Below are 18,166 nucleotides of genomic sequence, written 5' to 3' on the forward strand. Positions count from 1 at the left end.
GCTGAGTTGGCGATCGGGTCGGCGACATCGGCAGGTAAGCTTCTCAGGCGACGAACTCACCGCGACAGATCGGCAGGTAAGCTTCCTTCGTCGCCGATCGAGCCATCCAGATCCGGAGCTAAGCCTCCTTAGCTGGCGATCTTGAGACGTCAGTCTGGCAGGTAAGGCTTCTGAGTTGGCGATCTCGACAGCAAGATCGGGAGGTAAGCCTCCTTAGTTGGTGTTCTGGGTACGCCAGTCTGGCAGGTCAGCCGGCTTAGTCGCCGATCTCGCGACCCAGATCGCCAGGTAAGGCTCTTTAGTTGGCGTTCTCGAGACGTCAGTTTGGCAGGTAAGGCGTCTGAGTTGGCGATCTCGACAGCAAGATCGGGAGGTAAGTCTCCTGAGTGGGCGATCTCGCCAGCCAGATCGGCAGGTAAGCGCTCCGAGTCGCTTACGCCCCCACCGCCGGCGCTGCCGAACCCACCACCATCTCGGGCACCCCCGAGCATCCCTTCTTCGTGCCGGCGCGCGGCGAGTATGTGGCGATGGGGGAGCTTGAGGTCGGGACGGTGCTGCGCACCACCGACGGCAGCCTGGCCCGCGTGGTGGGCTGTGCCTGAAGCACAAAAAGCCCGACCCCCTCACAGGGATCGGGCTTTTTTACTTCAAGAGACCGCTCTTCCTTCCAGCCTCTTCGCACCACACGCTTTCACGCCCAAACCTCCCCCCACCACACGCCTTCATGCGGCAGGGGAGGGCACCAACCTTTAGTTCACCGTCGCGGTGATCTCGAACTGACCCGTGACGCCTTCGATCCACGTATCCGTCACCAGGTAGTAGGTGCCGGCTTCGGTGGCCGTAAACGTCACGCTCTCCGCGCCCTCGCCGGGCAGGTCGGAGCCGGCCTGGCAGGAGGCGCGCTCATCACCACAATCACTGATGAGGTAGAGGGCCATGTCGTTGGTCGCGTCGGCGACGTTGCTCACCGTCGCGGTCACCGTTTCACCGGCGGCCAGGGCGATGGAGAAGACGGCGTCGGCGCCGGGGGCGTCGAAGCCTGTGCAGCCTTCGTAGCCCGGGTCGAAGTGGTTGGTGTAGTTGGCGAAATCACCGACGTACGCCACGCCGCTGGTGAGCGGTACGGCGTCGGGGCAGACGTTGCCCACCGGCGGGGTGCAGGCCCCGTCCGCGCAGCCCGAGGCGCAGGTCTGGGTGATGAAGCCCGAGCCGTCGGCGGCGCAGAAGTTGAGGTTGCCGTCTTCATCGCAGAAGCCTTCGGTGGGCTGGCAGATCGCACGGTCGACGCTGATGTCGATGTCCAGCGTGCCGGTGACCTCGTCGAGCACCGAGTCGTAGGAGTCAACGATGATGTAGTAGCGACCGGCCGTGGGGACCCGGTAGCTCAGCGAGGCGTCGCTGCTGAAGCGTGCGTTGGTGCCGGCGACACACTCGTTGGCCATGGTGGCCGGGTCGGAGCAGTCGGTGGTGATCCACAGCACGCGCCAGAAGTCGGAGTTGCCGGTGGTGGCGTTGATGACGTCGTTCTTCTGGGCGTCGACGTAGTAGACCATGTCGGGGCCGTCACCCTGACGTCCGGTGCAGGCCACGCCGCTGCCCAGGTCGGAGTCGTAGTTGCGGGTGAAGTCATCCATATCCACCGTCAGCTCCAGGCCCTCGCCGGCGTCGATGGCACCCTCGCAGGTGTTGTTCGCCGGCAGGTTGCAGGCGTCGCTGGAGCAACCCAGGGGGCACTCCACGGTGTCGAAGACGCCGGTGTCGGTGCAGAACTCCAGGGTGGTCGCATCCAGGCAGACCTGCTCACCGGGAGAACACTCGGCCACATCGAAGTCAAACTCGACGATGTACATCTCCTGAAGGCTGGAGGACCCGTCGACCACCGCGTAGTAGGTGCCGCCGGTGGCCGAGAAGAACTCGGCGCGGGCGTCGGGCTCGTTGCGGTCGTTGGCGAGGCACGCCTCCATATTCTCACAGTCTTCGACGATAGAGACCTGAGGCTCGACCGTGTTGCGCGTCGAGCGAGCCCGCACACGCACGATCTGACCCGGGTCCATCTCCAGGCGGTAGACCGCGTCGCGACCCGAGGCCGAGGAGCTGCCACAGCGGTTGGAGAAGCCGCCGAAGTCATTTTCGAACTCGCTGAAGTCATCGTAGATGACCGTCGGACCGCTGATGAGCAGGGCGTCGGCGCAGGTGTCGTTGGGTTCAGCCGGACCCGCGCAGAAGTCGCGCTCGCAGCCGAACTCACAGGTGGCCTGGGTATCAAAGCCGGTACCTTGAGCGTTGCAGATGCTCACGGTGCCACCCTCACAGCGCGATTCACCCGGCAGGCAGACCTCGCCATTTTGCGCCGGCGTCACGTTGAAGGTCAGCGAGCGCGAGACGCTCGTCGAGGGGCTGGAGCGCAGCTCATCGACGACCACGTAGTAAGTCTGCGACTGGTCGGCGACAAAGGAGAGATCCCAGTTGCCAAAGGCCGCGGTGCGGCAGGTGGCGTCGACCTGACCGGTGCAGCTGTCGAGCACGTACATCAGGATGTTGTCGGCGTTGAACGACGAGGAGGTTTCGAAGTCCACGTCCAGGCGGTCGCCGGCGGTGAGCTCGATGCTGTAGACGCGGTCCGGGCCAATCGGCTCAAAACGCTCCGAGAGGTAGCAGCCCGAGTTGACGCCAAACTCAAAGGAGTTGGTAGCGCCGGCAAGCTCATGATCCACGGTCTCGCCGCTGGTCACCGGGATGGCGTCGAAGCAGAGGTTGCCCTCCGGCGGCGAGCACTGGCCGGCCACGCAGCCGGTGGCGCAGGCGTAGGAGCGCAGGATGCCGCGATCGTCGCAGTACTCAATCGAGCTTCCATCCGCCGAGCAGCTCGTCGCGCCCGGGGTGCAGGAGTTGAGCGCGGTGAGATCCACGCTCAGCTCGTAGGTGCTCGAGCTCAGGCTGGTAGCGCGGCGGTCCACCACGATGAAGACGGTCTTGTCTTCTTCGGCGATGTATTCAAAGCCGCGCGGGGTGCTGGATGTGCCCGACGAAACCCCCTGCGCGAGGCAGGTGCCGATGTCGCGGCAGTCTTCCACCAGGTAGGCCATGCCCTCGGACGCGTTGGAGGTGAAGTTCACCAGCATCACGTCGCCGGCGCGCAGGTTCACCTCGTAGAAGGTGTCCGCACCGTGGGTCTCATTGGTCGAGGAGAACTCGCAGACCCCGGTGCTCGCCGTGTTGTAGGCGCCCAGGTTGTTCTGCCCGTTGAAGTCTCCGGTGTAGACCTGGCCGGGAACCACGGTGATGGCGTCACCGCAGGTCTGGCCGGTGGGCGCTTCGCAGCGGTCGTTGACGCATTGGCCATTGCAGTCCGTAACTTCCAAGACGCCGTACTCGTTGCAGTACTCGACACCGGTGCCGTCGGGGGTGCAGCGGGTGACGCCGGTGGCGATGCAGTCGGGCTGGGTGATCTCAACCTCCAGGTTGTAGTTGGTGCTCGTCGAGGAGGACTGACGGTCGGCCACGATGTAGTAGGTGCCGTCTTCGGTGATGGGGATGAAGACGTCTTTCGCACCGGCGCGGAAGTGACCGTTAGCCAGACAGCTCTCGATCTGGCCGCACTCGCTGAGTACGTAGAAGAAGCTCGAGGTGTCGGTGGTGCTGTAGTTCACCCGCAGCACATCGCCGGCCGAGGCCTGCACCGAGTAGATGCGGTCGTAGCCGCTGGTGGCGCTGTGGTCGAAGGTGCAGGCACCGTAAGCACCGGAGCTGAAGCCGATCTCGTTGGAGAGGCCGGAGACGTTGTCGCTCACCGCCACGCCGTCACCGGGCAGCGGAATCGCGTCGAAGCAGCGGTCGCCCTTCGGGGTCTCACAGGTCAGGGCTTCGGTGCAGGCACCGTCGCACTGGTAGTCATCTTCATAGATGCCGAACTCGTTGCAGACCTGGATGTTGCCGCTCTCGGTGTTGCAGCGGCGCTCACCCTCGGAGCACTCCGCCGGGGTGACGGTGGCGTAGAGCTCTTGCGAGCCCCACTCCGAGTCATCGTCGAGGACGACGTAGACGCGGCGAGCCCGGTCGGCGACGTAGCGGACTTCTCCGCCACTTGAGGTGGAGAGCGCATCGGAGACCTGGCAGCTGTTCAGATCGAAGCAGTCCTCCAGAATCATCAGCTCCATAAAGAAGTTGGTGGCTCGGTCGACGACAACGTCGAGCACATCGCCTTCTTCGAGGTCAACGTAGCGGTAGGCCTCGCCCACGGGGTTGCTACCGGAGATCGAGCAGGCACCCGAATCACTGTCGCCGGAGTCGAGCCAGTTAACCGACCCCTGAGTCAGGGTCGTGATCTGGTCGAGTTCCAGGGGCAGGGCGTCCTGGCAGCTCTGACCGTTGGGGGTCTCACAACGCCCGGCGGAGCAGGAGCCACTGTTGCAGGCGTAGGTCTCAAAGAAGTTGAACTCGTTGCAGATTTGAAGCGAGGTGCCATCACCGCTGCAGCGCTGCTGACCCGGGGTGCATTCCGGAGTCTGGTAGTCGGCGGTGAGGGTGAACTCACGCTCGTCGATCACCGCGCCGGTCTTGTCGACCACCACGTAAACGGTGCGGTCGCGGTCGGCCACAAAGGTCGTGGTGCTCTCGCGGTCGTTGCGAGCAAGAGCGATGCAGGAGTTGGCCTCGCCACACTCACCCAGGATGTAGACGTAGGCGCCGAAGACCGGGGTATCGAGCTCCACGGTCAGGGCCTGACCGGCGGGCACGAAGATGCTGTAGATGGTCTCCGGGCCAGCGAAGGTGTTGGCGAACTCGCAGCTTCCGGCTTCGCCTTCGGCGGGCTCAATCTGGTTGGTGCCCATGAAGGTGCCCGTAGTGGGCTGGCCGGTGACAAGCGGGATGGCGTCGAAGCAGGCATCACCCACCGGCTGGTCGCAGGCGCCGTTGGAGCAGGTGCCCTCGCAGGGGTAGATATCAAAGACGCCCTCATCGTTGCAGCGCCCCAGGGTGCGGCCGTCGGCAAGGCACTGCGAGGTGCCCGGCGAACAGCCCGGGGTCTGGGTAGCGACATCGAGGAGGTAATAACCGCTGGAGGCGTCATCGGCGCGGGAGACGACCACGTAGACCGTCTCGTCCTGGTCGGCCAGGTAGCTGACCTCGGGGCTGTAGCCCGTGGCCGAGAGCGCTTCGCACGCCGCAGATCCCTGACCGCACTCGCCAGTGATGTACATGAAGAAGTCGTCGGCACGGCTGCGCAGCTTCGCCGTCAGCAGCTCGCCCTGGCGAACGTCGACAGCGTGCACGCGAGTGATCCAGTCGCCGTAGTCTTCGGCTTCGCCAACGAGTGAGGTGAAGTCGCACTGGCCCTGCGCCGCGAGGTCAAGGGGCACCGACGCGGTTCCGTTGAAGTCGCCGCGGTAGGTCTGACCGGCGGTCAGCATCACCGCATCTTCGCAGATGCGCGCGTCAGGGGTGCCGCAGCGATCGTTCGCGCAGCCGTCGGTGCAGCGGTAGGCGTTGTAGTCGCCGTTGCTGTCGCAGACCGCCAGCGTCTCGCCATCTGCCATGCAGTAGGCGTCGCCCGTGGTGCAGCCGGTGCCGGTCGGGGTGATGCCGAAGTAGACCTCAAAATCGCTGGTGGAGCTAATGGACGTATCCAGCACCACAAAGACCGTCTCGTCCTGCTCGGCTTTATACGTCAGGTTCTGGTTGAGCGAGGTAAATGCGCCGGCGTTGCTCGCCAGACAGGAGTTGAGCTCGCCACAGGTGCTCTGCACGTAAAGGTAGTGCGAACCGCCGGAGCTTTGGACATCGAGCTTGTCACCGGCGCTCAGGCGCACTTCGTAGAACGCGTCAGGACCGCTGGTCGCCAGGGACGAGGTCACTTCGTCGAAGCAGCCTTCGGGAGCGTCGCGCAAACGCTCTTCGGTGGCGTTCTCGAGCTGCGCGAAGCTGTTGGTGAAGGTGCTGGTTTCGGTCACAAGTTGAGCCGTGTTGCAGGAGTTGGCCGGGGCTCTGGAGCAGACGCCATCGGTGCAGCCGGTGGGGCAGTCGTAGCTCTCCCAGTAGCCGGCGGCGGTGCAGACCTCGGCGGTGACGCTGTCCATGCACCGACGCTCGCCACGGGTGCAGGTCACGTCGACCACCTTGAAGTTGAGGACGTAGCCTTCGGAGGCACTCGTGCGCTGGTTGTAGCGTGACGCCACGACGTAGACCGTCTCATCCTGCTCGGCGAAGTGCACCAGGCTGGGGTTTTCGCCGCGTACGGAATTGTCCACGCAGCTCTCGGCCGCGCCGCACTCGGTGAGGATGTAGTAGACGCCGCTGAAGGAGTTGTTCACACCGGCGACCTCCAGGGCCTGACCGGCTTCGAGGTCCACCGAGTAGATGGCGTCAGGGCCCAGCACGGGGTCGCCGGCGTAGAAGGTGTCGTCGGCGTTGGAGAAGTCACAGGCGCCGAGCACTTCACCCGGAATCTCCAGGGTGTTGGTTCGGCCGTTGAAGGAGCCGGCAAAGACGTCACCGTCGGCGGCCGGGATGGCGTCGAAGCAGGCATCGCCGCGCGGCGAGTTGCAGGTCGAGCCGGTGCAGCCCCCGACGCAGGCGAAGTTGGCCGGGGCGCCTTCGGGGCCGCAGTAGGCCAGGGTGTCGGCGTCGGCGCAGCCCAGTAGCTCGCCGGGGGTGCAGGTGGGCAGGGCGACGGTGGCTTCCAGGTTAAAGAGCCCTTCTTCGCCCGACTGCGAGTCGACGATGATGAAGTAGCGGCCGTCCTGAGGCGCGGTCAGCTGAACGAACTCTTCGGCGGCCACGCCGGAGTCGCTGCCCGCGAGGCAACGCTCGGCGGCGCGGCTGCAGTCGGTGGTGATCCACAGCGAGGCGTCGAACTCGGTGTTGAGACGCGCGGTGATTACGTCGCCGGCGGAGGCGTCGACGAAGAAGGTCGCGTCACCCCCGGTGGCCCGGCGGCCGGTGCAGCCGGTGGGGTTGGCGCTGTCGTCCGGGTCGAGGTCGTTGGTGTAGTCCAGAATCTCGCCCTCAAAGCTGCCGCCCTCATTGAGAATATCGATGGCGTTGCGGCAAACCTGGTTGGTGCCCAGGTTGCAGGCGGGACCACGTTCTTCCGGATCGGTCTCGGTAGCTTCCTTGAGGACGGCGTCTGGATTGCACCCGAAGTTGCACTCGCGCACGGTTTCCAACTCAATTCCCGCAGCGTTGCAGCGCACAAAGGCATCGCCGTCACAAGCGGTTTCTTCGGGCGTACACACAACCTCACCCGAGGTGATGTGAATCTCCGAGTCACCGGTCGGCGTCGTCGACGACGACGCGACGACCAGCAGGTTCTGAATGCCGGTCGTCTCGTTGGTGTAGACGAGTTCTTGCTCAAATCGCCCGTCGAGAAGTTCCGTCGCGTCAACCTGAGCGGCGAGGCAGCTCAGGTCGGCGTCGGCGCAATCTTCGACGACGAGCAGGGCGGCGTGGTCGCTGTTGCTGATGAGGTTGGCCTGCAGGGCGTGGCCGGCGGGGAGGTTCACCGAGTAGACGACCTCGGGGCCAAAGGTGCGCGAGCTCTGCGCGACGCTGAGGCAGCTCTCGCCGGCTTCGACGTCGCCGCCGTCCAGGCTGACTTCGTCTTCGTAGTTGGCCCAGTCAATGATGCCGCTGAAGCCGGCGGAGGCGTCGATGGGGTTGAGGCAGGTGTCGCCGTCGGGGCGCTCGCACAGCCCGCTCTCGGCCACGCAGCCGTCGAGGCAGGTCTCTTCTTCAAAGCCGGTGCCCTGGGCGTTGCACACCCGGGAGGTGCCCTCGTCGAGGCAGACGGCCGCGCCCGGGGAGCAGATCAGCGGGTCGATGCTCAGGTCGATGTTGAAGCCGCCGCCGGTGTTGTTGGCCGGTCCCTTGACCACCGCGAAGTAGGTGCCCGGGGCGAGCGTCTGGCGGATGCGCTGGATGACACCGGCGCCGGGGGTGAACTGGCAGGCCTGCTCACTGAACGCGGACTCGCAGGTGGTGCGAAGCGAGAGGGTCAGCTCGACCATCGAGGAGGGGCGGAGGTTGAGCTCAACGCGGCTGCGCTCCTCGACCTCAAAAGTGAAGATACGCTCGCCAGCGGTGCTGCCGTCCTCGGCGCAGGTGGGCTGGATCTGGAAGCTGGTGCTGTCGGAGGTGTCGCCGCTGGCGGTGTCGCCGTCTTCGAGCAGGACGGCGGCCGCGCAGACGTTGGCGACGGCTTCGGGCACCACGTCGGCAAAAATCTCGTAGCGCACGCCCGGGTCGCGCACCTCACCGGCGTCACGAACTTCGATGCGGTGCACGCCCATCTGGGCGGCGTTGCGCAGGCGGGCGAAGGAGGCCACGCCCACCTCATTGGTGGTCTGGCGGCTGAGCTCGGCGCCGTCGACGCCGAAGATGGCGACTTCGAGCTGGCCCAGGCCGCGATCTTCGGAGGCGGTGCGCACGTCCACCACGAGCGTGCCGCGCACAAGGCCGCGCCCCAGGGTGTTGAAGGTGAAGACGTCGACATCGGCCGCGCAGATGCCCGCGGCGGTCACGCCCTCTTCGGCCTGAGCCAGGTCGGTGGCGCTCTCGGCGTCGTCGTTGGGTTCAAGGGCGTCGGGCACACAGGCCACCGGGTCGACGCAGATGCCGCCCTGGCAGGCGCGGTCGCCGGCGCAGTCAAAGGCGCTGGAGCAGCCGGCGGGGTTCTCTTCGCAGCTCACGCTCAGCGCGTCGGCGTCGTAATCGCAGATCTGGTTGCCTTCGCAGGGCGCGCAGGCGTCGGCCTCGGGCTGGCAGCTGCCCGCCACGCAGAAGGAGCCATCGGTGCAGTCGTCGGCTTCCGCGCAGACTTCCGGGTCGACGCATTGGCCGCTGGCGGGGTCACAGACGCCGCGGGCACATTCGTCGTTTTCGTCGCAGAGGTTGGCCTGGCAGGTGTTGTCTTCGGCGCAGAAGAACCCGTCGGCGCAGTTCTGATCGGAGCCCTCGCAGTTCTCGGCGTTGACGCAGGCGCGCTCTTCCACCGAGCAGACCCCGCGCCCTTCGTCACAGGCGAGCTCTTCGCAGAAGGCTTCTTCGGTGACGCAGAGGTTTTCGGCGCAGACAAAGCCGTCGAGGCAGTCTTCGTCCTGGGTGGAGATGGCGCAGGCCGGGGCGTTTTCGCAGCGGCCGGTGGCCTCGGAGCATTGTCCGCGATCGCAGGTCACGTCCTCGCAGCTGGCTTCCTGGCAGACGCCTTCGTCGCCACAGAAAAAGCCATCGACGCAGTCCTCGTCGATGGCACATTCGCCGGCGTTGACGCACTCACCGGCCTCGCAGACGCCACGCTCACAGGTGACGTCTTCACAGAGGTTTGTCACCTGGGGGTCGTCGTCGGGGCCGCAGGCTGCGGCAAAAAGCGTGAAGCTGCTCAGCATCACGAGCGTGAACCACCGGCGCAGATTCTGCGCGTCCGGGGTCCAGTTCCGAAGGGGGGGCCGCTGCATGTTGACTCCTCACGTAAAGGGTGCGCCTGTGACCACAAATCGCCGAGCAGGGGGAAGCCTGCTCGCCAGAGAACCTGTGAAACACTTAACTTTCGCTATGTTAGCGGGAATACGTCGCGTCGAATACGATGAGGAAATTGAATATCCATGTCAAGGGGATTGCAGTATTGACGTATTTTTACAGGAATAACGTAACGCGATCCCGCCGATCCCACCGTAGTACGCAGCGAAAGTGCGCTCGGGCGCGAGGTCGGGGAAGGGGGTGATGTGATGTTTTGTAAAGAAGCGCTGGAAAAAAATTGCGCCGGCGATCCCTCGCCGGCGCATCGGAGCGCATAAAACGCATCGCGTCCCAGGCGTCGTGAGAGCCTTAGAAGAAGGACACCTCCAGCTCAAAGCGTCCGGCGGTCTCGGCGTCGTAGCTGTCGACCACCAGGATATACGTGCCGCTCTCCGGGGCGGTGAAGCTCAGCGTCTCATCGACCCCGCCAAAGGCATCCTGGCCGGCGAGGCAGCTTTCGGCGTCGCCGCATTGGTCGAGCACATAGAGGGCAAGGTCGGCCTGAGCGCCCTCGATGTTGCGGGCGACGGCGTCGACGCCCTCGCCGGCCTGAAGCGTCAGCTCGAAGAGGGCCTCCGGGCCCGGGGTGTCGAATCCGGTGCAGCTGGGGTAGGCCAGGTTGAGGGTGTTGGTGAGGGTGGCCAGATCGCCGGTGGTGGTGCCGGAGGAGGAGAGCGTGATCCGATCATCGCAGATGTCGCCGCGCGGGGAGGTGCAGGCGCCCTCGACGCAGCCCCCCTCGCAGGCGTAGTCGACAAAGCCGCTGCGCTCGTCGTTGCAGACGCCCAGGGTCTGTGCGTCGACGCAGGCGGTCTCACCGGCCTGGCACTGAGGGCTCTCCACCCAGATGTCCACGCTGAACTCGCCAGTGGCAGCCGGAGCGCCGGCGTCGGCGTAGATGTAGTAGCGGCCAGCTTCGCGCGCCAGGAACTCGATGATCTGGACCTCTCCGGCGGCCGAGCCGCGCACGCCGGCAACACACTCACCGCCGGCGTCGCCTTCGATCGCGCAGCCCTGGCTGATCCACAGCGAGCGGTCCGCCTGATCGGAGAGCATCGCCACGATGATGCGCTCATAGGCCTGAGCGTCGACCGAGAAGACCGCCTCCGGTCCGAGCTCTTCGCTGCCGGTGCAGCTCGAAGCGGCTTGCGGCGAGTAGAGGGGGGTGTAGGCACCCAGGTCCGCCACGAAGCCGATGCCCTCTGTGGCGTCGATGGCCTCGGCGCAGCTGTCGTTGGGAGGCGGCTGGCAGGCGCCCGACGCGCAGCCGAAGTAGCAGGATTGCTCCTCATAGCGCCCCAGACCATCGCAGACTTGGAGGGTGTCGCCGTCTTCGCAGACGTTCTGGCCGGGCACGCACTCGGCCTGACCGATCTCAAAATCCAGGGTGTAGAACACCGACGCATAGAAGGTCGTATCGACGCCCACGTAGACGGTGCGCGCGCTGTCGGCGGCGTACTCGACCACGTTCTGGGTGCCCATACCGCTGGCCGACTGGCAGGAGGCCTCGGCGTCGGCGCAGTCTTCAAAGAGGTAGAGCATCGCCGAGCCGCTGGTCACGTTCATCGACGCTCTCAAAACCTCACCGGCCTCCAGGGGCACCGCGTAAAACGCGTCGTTGCCGTAGCTGTTGATGCCGGTGCAGCTCGACGAGGGCAGGGTGAGTGCGTCGCTAAAGCGGGTGAGCGTGTCGCTGACGCGCTGGGACTGATCGATGACCATCGCCACATCGCAGCTGTCATTGAGCTCCTCGATGGGCGGTGAGGCGCAGCGCCCGCGGTCGCAGCCGTACTCACAGGTCACCAGCGCGTCGATCTGGGTGCCGCGATCGTTGCAAAAGGCCAGGGTCTGGCCGTCCGGCTGGCAGTAGGGCTGGCCCGGCTGGCAGATGCCCCCGCCGCTGACAATGCTGGTGCGCAGCGTGAACGCGCCGCTCGACCAGGTGTAGGGCGTGTCGACGACCAGGTGGTAGGTGCCGCTCTCGGGGATGGTAAACGACTCGCGGGAGGTGCGGGTGCGACCGACCACACACGCCTCATCGACCGACTGCTGGCAGTCGCCGAGCAGATAGAGGCTCAGGTTGCTCACCGGGCTGACCACGCTGGCCTCCAGGATGTCGCCGGCGTTTAAGTCCAGCGCAAACACCGCATCTCGCCCCGCGCCGCCGGTGGCCTGCGCGTAGAGGCAGTCCGCGTCGCGCGGGTCGATCTGCGCGCTGAAGTCGATGAACTCCCCGGAGAACTCATCGCCCGGGTTGAGCGCGATGGCGTCGAGGCAGATATCGCCCGAGGGGACCTCGCAAAAACCGCCCAGGCAAGGTCCCGTGCAGTCAAAGGACTCCCAGACACCGTACGCGTTGCAGACCTCCACCGAGCCCGCATCGGCGCTGCACTGTCGCGCACCGTAGGTGCAGCCGGGGACCTCGGTGCTGATGGTCAGCTCGTAGGTCGCGCTGCTCGACCAGCTGCTGGTGGTGTCGACCACGAGCACCGCCTCCATGGCTTCGGGAGCCACGAAGAAGAGCTCGTTGTCGCGGGGGTTGGGCTCGGCGAAGAGGCAGCTCTCGATCTGGCCGCAGCTCTCCAGCAGGTAGAGCAGGGCGGAGGCGTTGGTCGTGGTCATCTTCGCGCGCAACACCTCACCGGCCTGCAACGAGACGCGGTAGTAGGTGTCGCGACCGCGCGGGGGGCGGCTCTCGAAGTCGCAGAGGCCCACCTGACTCTCCGGGGTGCTGATGTCGACGGTGCCGGCCCAGCCGCCGCTGAAGGTGCCGCCGGCGGTGGCGTCGATCATATCGATGCAGCGGTCGCCGGTGGGATTGACGCACGCGCCATCCACACAGCCTCCGTCGCAGCCGATGTAATCGTAGACGCCCAGCGCGTTGCAGATGGCGAGGTTCTGGTCGTTGTCGGCGCAGGTGGTGGAGCCGGGCTGGCAGCTGCCCGGCGACTGCACGTCGACCGCCAGGGTGTAGTCGGCGGTGGTGCTGGCAAATCGGCTGTCGACGACCAGCGTGTAGGTGCCGCTCTCCGGGGCCTGGAAGTAGAGGGTGCCCGGCCCGGCGTCGGCCAGCTTGTTCAGGCAGGTTGAGGCGTCGTAGCAGTCGTCGAGCACATAGAGCAGCGCGCTGGTCAGGGTGGTGCTGAGCTCGGCGCGCAACACCTCGCCAGCGCTCAGCGAGACGGTGTAGACCCCCTCGGGGCCCGCGCCGGAGTTAAAGCCGAAGTCGCATTGGCCCACCTCTCCGGTGCCCGGCGTGATGGCGGATGTTCCGGCCAAGGAGGCGCTGACCACCTGGCCACTCGTCAGGGCGATGGCCTCCGCGCAGCTTGCGCCATCGGGGGCGGTGCAGCGCGCGTCGGCGCAGCCCCCCGAGCAGGGGTAGCTCTCCCAGAGGCCATTGGCCCCGCAGCGCTCCAGCGCGCTGGCGTCCGCCGAGCATTGCTCCTGACCCGGGGTGCATTGCGGGTCGAGCACCTCGACCTCAAGACCAAAGGTCAGCGTGGTGGAGGAGGTGGAGGTGCGGTCGACCACCAAAAAGTAGCGCCCGGCGTTGGGAGCCACAAACTCCAGGTCGGGGTTTGAGCCGCTCTCAAAGCGCAGGCACGCGTTGGCGCCGCGGTCGCAGCTCTCCAGGATCGCGAGGGTCTCGCCAAAGGCCGACGACGTAAGCGAAGCCCGAAGCACCTGGGAGGCCTCCAGATCGATGGCGTAGATCGTATCGACGCCGGAGGTCCCGCCGGTCCCGACGTCGCACTGGCCGGCCTGCTCTTCGGGCGGATCGATGTGGTTGGTGCCCGAGAAGTCGCCGCTGAGCGTGGTGTTGGCGCCGATCAGGATCGCGTCCTGGCAGATATCGCCACCGGGCACCGTGCAGGCGCCCTCGGAGCAGCCGCTCTCACAGGGGATGGCCCGCAGGCGCCGCTCCTGCGCGTCGCAGTAGGCGAGCACGTCGTCGCCTACGCACACCGGGGCGCCGATGGCGCAGGGGCCGGTTTCCAAGGTGTAATAGAAGGTGAAGGGGGCGCTCCCACTCGGGAAGGTGGAGGTGCGGTCGAGCGCCATCACGATCGTCTCGTCCTGCTCCGCCGTCAGCCGCAGCTCGCCGCGGCGGCCGTTGGTCTGGCTGCGGGCGCGGCAGCCGGCCGGGCTGCGGCAGTCATCGAGCACGTAAAGGGTGGCGTCGGCTGCCGGGCTCTCGAAGTAAGCGGTCAGGGTCTGGCCGGCGCGTAAGCTTAACTCCCAGAAACGATCGGCCCCCGGGGTTGCCCGGCTGTACCCACCTCCGATGCAGGCGGCGGGTGGATCGTTGCCGAGATCGAAGTCGCTCTCGCCAACAAGATCGCCGGTGGCGACCTCCCCGTCGGTCAGGGGCACCGGCTCCCAGCACGAGGTCCCGGTGGGGAAGGTGCAGGCGCTCTCCGCACATCCCACCCCGCAGCGGTACTCGTCGTAGGTGCCGTACGGGTTGCAGTAGGCCAGCGTCGCCCCATCCGGGCGGCAGGTCTGGGTGCCAGGCGTACACACCTGGGGCTCCACACTTACTGAGAGGTCAAAGTTCTGTGTCAGGGGGCTTGCCACCGTGCGGTCGACCACCAGGTAGACGCGTTCGGCCTCCTCGGCGACGTGATACAAGAAGTCATCGGCTGCGGACGCCGCGCTCACGCAGCTCGAGGTGCCGGCGCAACCGTCGACCAGGTAGAGCAGGGCGGTGGTGGCGGTGGTGTCGAGTTCGGCCCGAAGCACGTCGCCGGCCTGCAGATCAACGGCGTAGAGCGTGTCGACGCCCACCGCCTCTCCGGCCACCTCGTCACAACCCTCGGTGGGGTTGAGGCTGTCGCTTCCCACCCAGGTGCCGGTGGCCGACTCGCCATCGCTGAGCACGATCGCGTCCTGGCAGATGTCCCCGCGGGGCTCAGCGCAGGCGCCATCCACACAGCCCCCCTCGCAGCGGTAGGGCTCATAGAAGTTGGACGGGTCGCAGACCCCCAGCGTGGCGTCGTCGATGCAGGCCACCGCGCCCATCGCGCAACCCGGCGTTTGCAAGGAGGTCGTCAGCTCAAACTCCGAGGAGCTCGGCGCGCCGATCACCCGGTCGACGACCACGAAGACGCGCTCATCGCTGCTGCCGGCCACATACGAGAGCGTGTGGTCGCGGCCCTGACCGCTGCCGTCCTGGCAGCTGGCGGCGACCTCGCAGTTGGTCATCAGGTAGGCCAGGGTAAACGCGTTCTCCGAGGCGATCTCGACGTCCAGACGCTGCCCGGCGGGCACGTCGACCGCGAAGATCGTCTCGGGGCCGGCCCCCGACGCGTCGAGCTGGCAGCTGCCCACCGCGTCGGTGCCCAGATCCAGCGCGTTGATGCCGCGGAAGTCGCCCGTGACCTGCTCGCCAACGTCGATCACGCGGGCGTCGGCGCAGATATCGCCGGAAGGCTCAGCGCACGCGCCCTGGTCGCAGCCGCCCACGCAGGCGTAGGTCTGGGGCTGGCCAAACGCGTCGCAGAAGCCGAGCTCGGTGGGGCTGACGCAGCCCAAAAGCTCGCCAGGGGCGCAGCTCGGAGAGCGCACCGTTGCGCTCAAGGTGAACGCGCCGGCGGCCGCCCCTTGCTGCGCGCCAACACGCACGAAGTAGCGGCCGGAGCTCGGTGCGACAAAGCGCAGCTCCTGCTCCCCGGGTATCGCGTTGAGCTGGGAGGCGGCGCAGCTCCCGGCGAAATCATCGCAGCGCGTGGCCACCTCGATCGCCGCTTCAAACTGCGCGTCGAGGTGCAGGTCGAGCACCTGCTCGGACTGTAAATCGGCATAGAAGAGCGCGCCGGGGCCTTCGAGCCCGACGTCACAGCCCGGCGCGCCCACACTGGAGGCGTAGTCGTCGATCAACGCCTCAAAGATCGAGCCGTCGCGAAGCGCCACGGCCCCCTTGCATACGTCGTTCTGCATCGGCGCGCAGCGGGTCAGCTCGTCGGGAAGGGTGGCTTCCTGGCAGCCGAAGGGGCAGCTGCGCTCGGTCAGATACGCCACGCCCGAGGGGCTGCAGACCTGCAGGCTGTCGCCGTCGCAGCGGGTCGCGCCCGGCTCGCAGATCACGTTGCCGGCGAGGATGCGCAGCGGGGCCTCTTCGGCGATCTGGGCCTCACCGCTGTCGGCGACCACAAAGACGGTGCGCTCCACCGCGGAGCGGTTGACGTAGACGACGCTCTGCTCAAAGCGCCCGTTGAGCTCGGCCTGGCGGCTATCCGCCCCGGCCAGGCAGCTTGCGGCGGGCTGCTGGCAGTTCTCCATCACGTAGAGCGAGGTATTGGCGACGTTGCTGCTGAGCCACGCCTCCACGGCCTGCCCGGGGCCGAGCGTGACGCGGTAGACCGAGTCCGCCTCGGAGGTCGAGCGGGACGCGGCGTTATCCGGCAGGCAGCTCGCTGCGCCCGGATCGTAGTCTGGCGAGACATCGCGCCAGCTCACCGCCCCCTCAAAGCCGCCGGTGGCGTCGATGGCCGCCGAGCAGCGGTCGCCCTCGCGGACCTCACAGGCGCCGGTCTGGGCGGAGCAGCCCTGCTCGCAGCTCTGCGGCGCGAAGGCGGTGCCGTCTTCCAGGCAGACCTCCGCCTGATCATCGCCCACGCAACGGCTCTGGCCCGGGGTGCAGCGCAGCTCCTCGATGGATAGAGTCAGGTCGTAGGCGCCGCGCTCGGTGGCCGTCTCCCCCTGGACAATGGCGTGGTAGACCCCTTCGCGCAGGGTCATTTCCAGCGTCTCACCGGCCACGACCTCCTCCGCCAGCGCACACGCCAGCGCTCCGTCCGGGCGATCGCACCCCTCTCGCAGCACCAGGCCCAGCGCGGCGCTCGAGTTCGAGCGCAGGCTCAACACCACGCGCCCCGGACGCTCCAGCACAAAGCGGTACGCCCGGGCCGGCGAGCTTGCGTCGAGGCACTCGCCGGCCTCGATGCCCTGAGGGGCGTCGGTGGTGTCGCCGGGGTGGATGCCTGGCTCAATCGTCTCGGCCTCGGCGCAGAACGCCGCGGTGTTCTCTTCGACAAAGCGCCCGTAAAGGCTGTAGCGAAGCCCGGAGGCCGGCGCGCTTTCGGCCTGACGGACCTCCAGGCTGTAGACTCCCAGCTCAAAGGCGCGCACGTCTTTCTCCAGCCGCACCACACCCTGATCGTCGCTCTGCGCGCGGGTGACTTCGTCGCCATTCGGATCAAGCAGACGCACGTCGAGGCGGCCCGCGCCCAGGTCTTCTGCAACGAGTCGAAGCTCAAAGATCGCCACGCCGCGGATCAGCCCCTGGCCCTGCACATTGTAGGTGAAGCGGTCCACATCGCCCGCGCAGACCGACGCCCGCACCTCGCCACCATCAGACTGCGCGCTCTTCAGATCGGTGGCCTCGTCGGTGCCGTCGTTGGGCTCATAGCCGTCCTGAAGGCAGCTCAACGTCTCAACCGGCGCGCACCGCCCGGCGCGGCAAACCCGCCCGTCGAGGCAGTCCACCGAGCGCTCGCAGCCGAGCACGTTCTCACGGCAGATCAGCGCGTTGGTGGCCCCGTCCACATCACAGCTCTGGTTGCCCGCGCACCCCCGGCAGGCGTCTTCGGGTGCCTCGCAGCTGCCCTCGACGCACCAGAGCCCGTCGAGGCACTCCGACTGCGCCTGGCACGCCTCTGCGCTGACGCACTCCCCGGAGGCCGGATCGCAGACGCCCCGGGCACACGTGATGCCATCGTCGTCGCAGACGTTGGGCTGACAGCTGGCGTCGTCGGCGCAGTAAAACCCGGCCAGGCAGCGGGCGTCATCCCCGTCGCAGCGCTCGGCGTTGACACAGGCGCGCTCGTCGATCGCGCAGGTGCCGCGCTCACAGCCCAGCCCGGCGCAGAAATCCGCCTCGCTCACGCAGCTCCCCTCCACGCAGAGGTGCGCCTCCAGGCAGGCCGTCTCCTGAGTCAGCGAGCTGCACGCCACGTCGTTGACGCACTGGCCGCTCTCGGGGTCGCAGATGCCCCGCGCGCAGCTGACGCCTTCGCAGAGGCCGGCCTCCGCGTCGGTGCAGGCGCCATCGATGCAGTTGAACCCCTCCAGGCAGTCCTGAGGCTGCTCGCAGACCGGCGCGTTGTCGCAGACGTTCTCCGAGGTGCAGGCGCCCCGCTCACAGGGCGCGCTCTCGCTGCACTCCAGCTGCGGCTCGTCGCCTCCACAGCTCACCAGAAACACCCACACACTCAAGAACACGAGAAGACGGCAGACACGCATGGCACAGGCCTTTGAAGCGACGGGCAGGGCGCCCAAATCATCGACGTAAGAAACGCTACCACCGTCGCGAAAAGGCGCTCTGCGGTCAAGGTAGGGCTGACCGGTCGGTCATCGTCGATCGCGTCCCATGTCTGCATGAGGGGGGGGCATCGTGCCACATCGGGCTCACCCGGGTCCGGATCGATGCCGGATGCCCTTCAGCGGGCCAAAAGCGCGCTGGAAGCGATGGCATGTTGCAAAACACCACGCTCAGGTGGGTGGCGAGGGCATCGACTATGACAACATGTCACGCTCAGGTGGGGGGCGATGCGATGCACTGTTGCAAATTACCACGCTGAGGTGGGGGGGGCAGGGCATCGACTGTGCCACGTTGTCGCGTTTTAGGAGATTCGAGGCGATGCTCGAT

2 protein-coding genes are annotated in these 18,166 nt (G+C 66.6%); both read right to left on the minus strand.

The genetic code is table 11. The features are described 5' to 3' along the window. Positions 1–749 precede the first annotated feature (749 nt). A complete protein-coding gene (locus FRC96_RS09850; RefSeq protein WP_146974323.1) occupies positions 750–9,452 on the minus strand; it encodes a PPC domain-containing protein in 8,703 nt (2,900 codons plus the stop codon). A gap of 370 nt (positions 9,453–9,822) precedes the next feature. Beyond that, positions 9,823–17,760 (minus strand): PPC domain-containing protein, encoded by a 7,938-nt coding sequence (locus FRC96_RS09855; protein WP_146974324.1) that lies wholly within the window; start codon positions 17,758–17,760, stop codon positions 9,823–9,825. Positions 17,761–18,166 lie beyond the last annotated feature (406 nt).

This window comes from Lujinxingia vulgaris (assembly GCF_007997005.1).
In the GTDB taxonomy this organism is placed as follows: Bacteria; Myxococcota_A; Bradymonadia; order Bradymonadales; family Bradymonadaceae; genus Lujinxingia.